Annotated in this window: 4 protein-coding genes; 1 reads left to right on the top strand and 3 read right to left on the bottom strand. The window is 39.8% G+C overall.

Annotation, left to right across the window (positions count from 1 at the left end; all coding sequences use genetic code 11):
- The first annotated feature begins 507 nt into the window (after window positions 1–507).
- Complete coding sequence (locus HT703_RS04755; RefSeq protein ID WP_023933220.1) at window positions 508–1,137, top strand: MBL fold metallo-hydrolase; 630 nt, start codon at window positions 508–510, stop codon at window positions 1,135–1,137.
- Between the two features lie 253 nt (window positions 1,138–1,390).
- On the opposite strand, the gene HT703_RS04750 is transcribed toward HT703_RS04755, so the two are convergent.
- The 3 genes from HT703_RS04750 to pepO all read right to left on the bottom strand — a co-directional run bounded on the left by HT703_RS04750 (window position 1,391) and on the right by pepO (window position 7,179).
- Window positions 1,391–4,054 carry an LPXTG cell wall anchor domain-containing protein gene (locus tag HT703_RS04750; protein ID WP_023933218.1) on the bottom strand — a complete coding sequence of 888 codons (2,664 nt, stop codon included), beginning with the start codon at window positions 4,052–4,054 and terminating at the stop codon, window positions 1,391–1,393.
- Between the two features lie 408 nt (window positions 4,055–4,462).
- Window positions 4,463–5,104, bottom strand: coding sequence for a recombinase family protein (locus HT703_RS04745; protein WP_023933213.1), 642 nt, complete (start codon window positions 5,102–5,104; stop codon window positions 4,463–4,465).
- 182 nt (window positions 5,105–5,286) lie between these two features.
- Window positions 5,287–7,179, bottom strand: a complete 1,893-nt coding sequence (pepO, locus tag HT703_RS04740; protein WP_031243466.1) for an endopeptidase PepO — start codon at window positions 7,177–7,179, stop codon at window positions 5,287–5,289.
- Window positions 7,180–7,363: the final 184 nt, after the last annotated feature.

Genomic DNA, 7,363 nt, shown 5'->3' with positions numbered 1-7,363 from the left:
ACGAAGTCAGTAACCATATATACGGCAAGGCGACGTTGACGCGGTTTGAAGAGATTTTCGAAGAGTATAAAAATCCTCAAGATACTTTCTTCTATCCTTTAGTTTATAAGGAGAACACCTATGAAAAAAGCTGCTATTTCTATCTTTGCTCTCCTAGTGTTAGGAGTTAGCTGCCTGTTTCTATTCAGCCAACAAAGCTATAAAAAAACAGTCGTTCAATACTAGGCTAAGGATCAGAACCTGCCCAATAGGATAACTTATAGTGAATATAGCGATAAACGAGAAGCCAACTACGGTGGCACTCTAAACATCACATCTATCAAACAAGCTAATGACGGAGTTTATGCAACCTATGGAGGGCAATTGACACCTTTCCAATATTGATAAATTGATAACCAGCCTGTCTTCATCTAGTCATGCTGGTTTTTAAGTTCATTCTAAATCCTTACCTATTCTCCCTAACTGTGCTATACTTAATTTAGTACATTCTTTGAGATTGGAGATAAAATGAAAATCCATAAAACTGTGAATCCTGTTGCCTATGAAAACACCTATTACCTGGAAGGTGAAAAACACCTCATCGTTGTAGATCCTGGTAGTCAATGGGAAGCCATTCGTCAGACAATCGAGAACCTCAACAAACCGATCTGTGCCATTCTATTGACCCACGCTCATTATGACCATATCATGAGTCTGGACTTGGTTCGCGAGACGTTTGGCAATCCTCCTGTCTATATCGCAGAGAGCGAAGCCAGCTGGCTCTACACTCCTGTCGATAATCTCTCCGGTCTCCCTCGCCACGATGATATGGCAGATGTGGTCACAAAACCTGCAGAACACACCTTTGTCTTTCACGAAGAATACCAACTAGAGGAATTTCGTTTTAAGGTTCTACCGACCCCAGGGCACTCTATCGGTGGTGTTTCCCTAGTCTTTCCTGATGCTCACCTAGTCTTGACGGGAGATGCTCTGTTCCGCGAAACAATTGGACGGACGGATCTTCCGACTGGTAGTACAGAGCAACTCCTTCATAGTATCCAGACCCAACTCTTCACCCTACCAAACTACGATGTCTATCCAGGACATGGTCCAGCTACTACTATCGCTCACGAAAAGGCCTTCAATCCCTTTTTCTAGCAAGATGATGACAATCGATAGCACAATTTAATACTCAATGAANNCGAAGTCAGTAACATATATCTACGGCAAGGCGAAGCTGACGTGGTTTGAAGAGATTTTCGAAGAGTATTAGAATTATAAAAAACGCATAATATCAGATGTAGAAAAATTTGATACTATGCATTTTATCATGAAAAGATTTTCTAAATCATCTCCTCAAATTGATTTTTTCACAGTCTAAAATATTTGATAGATAAACTATGAATTGGAGTTATTCTGACTCCTTACGAAAGCTAAATAATCCAGCAGTTAGAGTTAACATTCCAAATAGGGTGGCGAGAATTGAGTGATTTTCTCCAGTATTTGGCAAAGTCTTAGCTACTTGTTTCGAAATAGTTTCAGTCTTAGTTGCTAACGACTCAGCTTGAGTTTTTGTACTACTTGCATCATTTCCTTTTTGTTCAGTATTACTACTATTTACAACTGGAACAGGAGTTGTACTACCTCCGTTATCACGGCTTGCGGCAACTTTGAAAGTCATAGCATAGATACTGAAGTGATTGGTTTCAAAAGTAACCTTATCTGTATCTTGTTTGAACTTCAATGCCTGTAAAGTACCATCTGGAGCAACATAGTAAACATTTTCAACTGGCTTATCGGCAGAAAGACTTACTAGAACCATGCCATTTGGCTGGATAGCTTTACCATTCGCGTCATATAGATGAATGTCAAATGCCTTGTAGTCTTTTGATTCAAGTGAAGTCGGCTTGGTTTCTTCTACCTTGATATAGCTGACATTTTTGAGTGTTGCTTCTGAACCATGCACTTGAACGCTTCCAGCTTTGTTCGAAAGAACACGAGTATTGTTTGGGATGGCTGGATTAAGCGTAGGCGTTACGGGAGTTGTCGGTGTTATTGGAGCAACTGGTGTAACTGGATTTACAGGTTTCTCACTTAGCTTCTCAGTTGGTTTCACTGGCTTAGCAGGTTGTGGTTGATCAACTGGAACAGTAGGAACACTTGGTTGCTTGTCTGGCTTAGGTTGTTCACTTGGCTTAACTTCAGGTTTTACTTGCTCAGCTGGTTTTTCAGTAGGGTTCTTAAACAAGAAAACGTAAGTATCGTAGGTTTCACCAAATAGATTGTATGAATGAGTTTTAGTTTTCTCATCATAGCGATTTGTTTCTTCACTTGGGAATCCTGGATAATAGAGTTCTTCCAGTTTTCTATCCTTAGTTAATGTATAAACCTGAATATCTTCTTTCTTCTCTTTTGATTTGATAGTTAAAGAGATGCCACCACCTTGGAGAGTTCGATTTGTTCCGTAAGTTGGATTTCCATTTTTATTAGGAACTTCATAGAAAATTGTATAAGCTTCGTAGTTCATTCCTTCCAACTCTGGAACTTTTACTCGAACAAGAGCAGGTTTAAACCTACTATCCATATCTCCAAATCCGCTACCTTTAAATTTTATCTCTTTACCGTTTTCGAACATCGGATTATTGAAATTCGAATTAAAAGTATTTACTTTTATATGAGATCCTGCATGAAGCAAGTCTGGTTCAGCTGTCCACCAACCGTAAGATGTTTTTTCTACATTTTCAACAGGAAGTGGAGCAGCAAGGTCGTTTGTTGTTAGAGTAGGGCGACCTGCTCCGTTAAACCAACGTTTTGGCTGGTTGGTTCTATAAGGAATCTTTGGTAATCCAGCATTTTTAGCTGGTTTCACTGAGTTAGCTGGTTGTGGTTGCTCTGCTGGTTTAACCTCTGGTTGAGGGTTTTCTGCTGGTTTTGGAGATGGAACGGGTGTTTCAGCTGGTTTATTTTCAACCGGCTTGTTCTCAGCTGGTTTCGGCTGCACAGTTGGTTCAACTGTCTCCGCTGGTTTCGAAATTTCAGCAGGTTTTTCCGTTTCCGCTGGTTGCGGATCTTTCGGTTTTTCTTCTACTGGTTTATTTTTAGTGTAAATAAAATAGTAGCGAAAAAGATTATCTCCTTTACCATTTTTGTAGCCAGAACCACGCAAAGCATAAGCTGCATCATAACTGACTCTGACAACTTTTGGATCTGGGTCGATATCTGGATGATCTGCAGCTGATTTTACGACGTGGCTAAAAGTGTAGTCGGAGAATTTTTTTGCTGTTAGTATTCCATCTGCGCTATCTTTGTCATGTACGTTCCATGTAGAGCTAACTTCTGCTTGTTTTGGACTATCAATTCTTGATTCAGTAGTGTATCCATGTTTTTGGACAAGATCAGCATCTAAGAAATCTGCTTGGATTTCATATTTTCGAACGCTTATATCTGAGAATGCTGGCACGGCTCCAGGTTTTTCTGGGATTAGTCTATGGATCAGTTCATCCATATCAACTCCGTCAGCAGCCCAAAGCTTCTCATTAGCCTCAGCTATCAGTTTATTGTACTCTTCTTGAGTCTTAGCTGCTCCTTTCTTATAGGCTAAATCCTCTGCTACCATCTTCTTCATCTCTTCAGAATCTGTTATAGGTTGTTCTGGTTCAGGCGTTATGATTGGCAGGCCTGGCTCAGGTAGCTGATTGGTTGGATCGACGTTGTATTTTTTCTCGATCTCAGCATTTTTCTTGTCCTCTGCGATAGCCTCATCTGTTCCGTTTGCAAGAATGTTGCCCTCGGTCGAAGGTTTTTCGACAGGAGCGGGCTCTTCTACTGGCTTTTCAGCAGGTTTTGAAACTTCTTTGTCTAGCTTTGGTTTTGGTTTAGCGATTGGGTCGAGCATACTGAAATCAACCCAGCTACCATTAGGTTTTGGTGCAGGTGTTGGTTGAGCAACATTAGGTTTAGCAGCAACATTTGGCTGCGGCGCAACGTTTTCCTCGGCACGCACCAAAGTTGGCACGGCAGCACTAAGAGTTACAGCAGAGAAAGTGACAATACCTAGTTTAGTTAGTTTATTCATAATTTTTCCTCCTTGGGAATATATAATTGCCTTTTTAGGCTTATAAAATAACAAAATCAACTTCCTTTCAAGACCACAAAAGCAAAATTTTGAGCCAACTCATTCTCTAAACATTTAATGTTCTTGATAGAAGCCTTAAATGAACCTTTATCCATTAACTGAACAATACAGCTATTACACTATTACATATCTTAATAATTTTTAAATTTTTTGTTACCATAAGCTCGCTAACTACTTTAGAGATAGGGAACTAAGTGTATCGCGTAACGACCGTTAAACGATACACAAAAAATACCAGTCTAATACAGGTTAAAAACACTGTTAAACTCGTATTTTTTAAATATTCATATTGTTGTTTTGACTGTTTCATCAAACGGTCGTTAATCGAAACAAATTTACAGCTTCATTCTACCATTTTTCCCTATTTTTAGCAATGATTTTCCGTTTTTTTTGACGATTGTTCGCCACTTTATTGCGTTCTAACACTTTATATAGGGTTGATGTAGAAATTTGTTCAGCTTTTGCAATATTACGTATGCTTATATTTGAATGTAGATATTTGTTAAGTATCCGCTCCTCCTTTTCTTTTGAAATCCGTTTTGCTCCTAATCTAACACCATTTTCCTTAGCTTTTCGAAGTCCTTCTTTTGTGCGAAACCTCAGATTTTCCAGCTCATTTTCTGCCACAAAGCCTAAAATGACGCAAAGTAACCTGCCAATAAGAGAGTCTGTTTCTAGTTTTTCATGCAAACTGACTAGCTGAATATGATATTCATTAAATTGTTCAATAAGTTCTAGTAGCTTAAACATAGATCGAGTCAGTCTATCTAACTTATAGATAGTGAAAGTAACCTGCTTGCCATCTTTCGAAAAGTCAGAGGCCAGTTTTAAGGCTTTTGTAAGTTCAGGACGAGTGTTATTTGCACCAGATTCCTTTTCTATAAAAAGTTTATCGCAATGTTTGAGAGCTTCGATTTGCACTTTCAATCCTAGGTCTTGCTTATGAGTAGATACACGGGCGTAGCCTATGTTGATAGTCTTTTGAGACATAAAAATCCTCCTGTTATCTTGATACAGAGGGATATTTTACTATGAATTTTAAAATAAGAAAAGACTTCAATTTCATAATCCCTATGAACTACACCCCAAAAGCTAGATTATTCTATCTAACTTTTTAGGGTGTACATAGATAGGGAAGGTGTAATTATAGGAGTTTTACTTGTCTCTTTGTATTACCAAATAATCACGCGCTCTTCTGGTGAACGCCACATTCCGTCACCTTCTTTGACATCATAGGTTGTAAAGAAATCATCGAAGTTTGGCACTTGTACATTGACACGAAGTTTGGCTGGCGCGTGCACATCGACACTAGCCAAAAGTTTCATAAATTCTGGACGACCTTTCATGCGCCAGATGCGACCGAAGTTGTAGAAGAACTCTTCTGCTGAGAAGTCTGCTTCTCTCTTAGCTGCTTCAAGCGCTGCTGCGATTCCTCCCAAGTCAGCCACGTTTTCTGATACAGTCAATTTACCGTTAATGGTTGCTCCATAAGAATCCTGTCCATCAAATTGGTCAATGACTTTTTGTGTTTTCTCCTTGAAGGCAGCATAGTCGCTCTCTGTCCACCAATCCTTGAGGCTACCATTTTCGTCAAAGGAAGCTCCGTTGGTATCAAAGGCGTGGGAAATTTCATGAGCAATAACCGCCCCAATACCACCGTAATTAGCAGAAGATGACTGATGCAAGTCATAGAAAGGTGCCTGTAAAATAGCCGCTGGGAAGACAATCAGATTCTTCTGTGGATTGTAGTAGGCATTGACCATGTGAGCAGGCATGCCCCATTCCTTGTAGTCTACAGGTTGGTTCCACTTGCTCCAACTGTGTTTGATTTCCACACGCGCAAAGGCTAGAGCATTGTCAAAAAGACTAGCAGTCTCATCCACTACCTTGTCTTTGTAGCGTGCTGGCAATTCTTCTGGATAACCGATATAAGGCTTGATGACATTGAGTTTGACGATGGCCTTGTCACGAGTTTCAGGAGTCAGCCAGTCATTCTTAGCCAAGCGTTCCTTATAGACATCAATCATGGTTGCCACTTTTTTCTCCACGTCCGCCTTAGCTTCTGGAGAGAATTTTTCATGGGCATACCAAAGACCTAAGGCTTGTTTGAAAGGACCTTGTGCTAGTTGATAAGCTGCCTTGACCTTGTCTTTGGCTTCTGGAACTCCTGAAAGCGCACGGCTATAGGCACCTGACAAGACACGGATTTCTTCTGTTAAATAGCTGGTTGAAAGATTGACAACACTCAAAATCAAGGTTGCCTTGAGAAGAGGCCATGCCTCTTCACTATAGAATTGATCTGCTGCTTGCCAGAAACGTTCCTCGTCTACAATAACCTTGTCTGGTACTTGTCCAAGAACAGCTTGGAAGAAGTCATCCAAAGGTAGAGCAGGCGCGAATTTTTTGAAATCTTCATAAGAATATGGATGGTAAAGTTTAGCATACTCTGAACTTTCTTCATTAGAAAGCACCACTGCTGCAATTCGGCGATCCAATTCAAGTCTTTTCTCTAGCAAGTCTTCAATTTCTCCATCAGAGAAATCATAAGCCTTGAGGAGATTTGCGCTGCTTTCTTTCCAAAGAGTCAAGAGCTCTTCGCGCTGAGGATGTTCTTCTGCATAGTAGGTCGTATCTGGCAAGATTGTGCTTGGAGCGCTAGCCCACAAAACGTTGATTCTAGCATCCATAAAGTCTGGCGATACACCAAAAGGAAGGAAGTTCGGTTTTCCTGCAAGTTCAAACTCTGCTAGTTTAGCTGTAAAATCCGCAAAAGTCTCCAATTCTTGGAATTCTTTAAGGAGTGGTAAGACAGGTGTGATACCGTCAGCTTCTCTCTTGTCAAAATCACGAACTAGGCGGTGGTATTTGACAAAGTTTGCCAAGATAGCATCCTCAGGCACCTCTTCACCTGCTAACCACTTGTCTGTTGTCGCCAGCATCAAGTCTTCAATTTCCTGATCTAAATCAACAAAACCTCCTGTTTGAGACTTATCTGCTGGGATTTCAGCTGTCTGTTGCCATTCTCCATTGATAGCATCATAAAAATCATCTTGATAACGTGTCATCTTGTTCTCGCTTTCATTTGTATTTGTCTTTATCTTAACAAAAATCACTAGGGAATGCAATTAAAAATGAACTTTCCTTTTCTATCATTTTTCAGTTATTATTTCAATTTTTTAAAAATTCACAAAAAAATTAATTGTCTGAAAAATGAATTGACAAAAAATATATAAAATGATAAAATTCTAT

It is taken from the genome of Streptococcus sp. 3874, assembly GCF_013276425.1.
Taxonomy (GTDB): domain Bacteria; phylum Bacillota; class Bacilli; order Lactobacillales; family Streptococcaceae; genus Streptococcus; species Streptococcus pseudopneumoniae.
This window is presented reverse-complemented; position numbering and strand designations above follow the sequence as displayed.

Coding starts and splice junctions, on each gene's coding strand:
- pepO (WP_031243466.1), bottom strand. CDS start 7,179: ATGACACGTTATCAAGATGATTTTTATGATGCTATCAATGGAGAATGG.
- HT703_RS04745 (WP_023933213.1), bottom strand. CDS start 5,104: ATGTCTCAAAAGACTATCAACATAGGCTACGCCCGTGTATCTACTCAT.
- HT703_RS04750 (WP_023933218.1), bottom strand. CDS start 4,054: ATGAATAAACTAACTAAACTAGGTATTGTCACTTTCTCTGCTGTAACT.
- HT703_RS04755 (WP_023933220.1), top strand. CDS start 508: ATGAAAATCCATAAAACTGTGAATCCTGTTGCCTATGAAAACACCTAT.